Annotated in this window: 1 protein-coding gene; it reads left to right on the top strand. The window is 40.8% G+C overall.

The genetic code is table 11. From position 1 onward, the window contains the following. Window positions 1-151 precede the first annotated feature (151 nt). Window positions 152-1,609, top strand: a complete 1,458-nt coding sequence (locus tag FYJ25_RS14285; RefSeq protein ID WP_154581599.1) for a DDE-type integrase/transposase/recombinase — start codon at window positions 152-154, stop codon at window positions 1,607-1,609. Window positions 1,610-1,874: the final 265 nt, after the last annotated feature.

The raw sequence follows: 1,874 nt of genomic DNA, 5'->3' as shown, positions 1-1,874 counted from the left end.
GGTAGTGTCAAAAACTACCCTTTTTTATTGTTCTAAAACGTTTAAAAACCTTGATTTATCGGAGGTTTGCAAATAAAAAGAGCATTACCCCCTTAAATGAAGTATAATGAGTTCACCACAAACACCATTACCTACAAAGGAGACAATGCTCATGGACATTATACTTTATTTACTTCAACTAATTCAATACCAACATAAACAAATCTGCTGGCTTTTAAATTTTATCTGTAGATATATCCCTCTTAAGCAGTGGGCTTTCGATGATTCCCATTCACCCAAATATCAAAAATTTCGGATTGACCGGCTTCCAAAGATCATTTATTACCAGAAATGGGATTACAAAGAGTACATCCCGTATCTGGAATGGCGGTATGGCAAAAAGATCAAACCTGTTCAGCGCAGGAGCGAATGTGATATTGACGACAACTGTACCTGCCCACGCTGTAATGCCCCGAAACCATACCTTTATAAAAATAACGGTTCCAAAGGGCAGCTCCTCTGCAAAGTATGTTCCTCTGCCTTTTCACCAGAAGAAAACCGTTTTGCCAGACCGTATTCTCTAAAATGTCCTTACTGCAGCCATTCACTGGTTCCAATAAAAGACCGGAAACACTTTGTTGTACATAAATGTGTTAACAAAAAATGTTCCTATTATCTTCACAACCTGAAGAAAGTCGATCCGAAAGACTTAAAAGAACCGGATGGTAAAAACAAATACAAACTTCACTACATCTACCGGGAATTCCTGATAGATTTTTTCAGCATGGACTTAAACAGCCTTCCGAAAAATGCATCTTCCCTTAAATTCAACAAGCATAATCAACATGTGATGTCTCTGTGCCTTACTTACCGAGTAAATCTCGGACTTTCTCTCCGAAAAACCTGCCAGGCTCTCAAAGATATCCATGGCATTTCCATCTCTCACCAGCAGGTTGCCAACTATTGTAAAACGGCATCATTGTGCATCAAACCGTTTGTAGATAACTATGACTATAAAACCGGTAATACATTTACCGCTGACGAAACCTACATCAAAATCCGTGGTATCAAAACCTACATCTGGTTTATCATGGATGCTGCCAAACGTTCCATTATCGGCTATCAGGTATCCGGCAACCGCGGTGTTGGACCTTGCATCCTTGCCATGCGTATGGCATTCCGTAATCTGAAAGAGTTACCAAAAAACTTCAACTTTATTGCCGATGGATACAGTGCCTATCCACTTGCTGCACAGCAGTTTTTTCACGAATTCGGTGAAAAATTCAAGTTTGAGATTACCCAGGTAATCGGACTTTCCAATGATGATGCCGTATCAAAACAATTCCGTCCGTATAAGCAGATGATTGAACGCTTAAACCGGACATACAAAGCTTCCTACCGCAAAACCAACGGTTTCGATAATATCGATGGTGCCAACTATGATCTTGCCCTGTGGGTTGCTTATTATAATTTTTTAAGGCCGCACCAACACAATAACTATAAAGTCTTAAATGAAGTAGAGATGCTATCTCATTCTGATACCATGCCTGGTAAATGGCAGCTGCTGATTTTCCTCGGTCAGCAAACAATACTGAACATGCAAAACGGCGAAGCCGCTAACTGTTCTTAGATTCCGAGCCGGAGGGAAATATCCAGCCACCGCAAAGCGGCATGCCCTTGATAGCACGAAAAAGAACTGCTACACTGCTGTAATCGACGGAGAAAATCTAACTGTTCCTGAGTTCTTCGCCGTCGGTGATAAACCTACAGCGGTTCTTTTTCGTGCTGTCAAGGGTGGCGGATGATCACCACTATCTAAAAATATCTACAATTTTCAAGGTTCATTGAGCCTTTTTCTTTGGCTCTGCTTTTTCATAGGTCATTTGACACTATCT

The organism is Anaerobutyricum soehngenii (assembly GCF_009697165.1).
Taxonomy (GTDB): Bacteria; Bacillota; Clostridia; order Lachnospirales; family Lachnospiraceae; genus Anaerobutyricum; species Anaerobutyricum soehngenii.
The sequence above is the reverse complement of the archived record's forward strand: the minus strand, read 5'-3'. Positions and strand labels throughout refer to the sequence as shown.

Bases quoted from the DNA above. Each gene is read 5' to 3' on its own strand.
- FYJ25_RS14285 (WP_154581599.1), top strand. From the start codon at position 152: ATGGACATTATACTTTATTTACTTCAACTAATTCAATACCAACATAAA.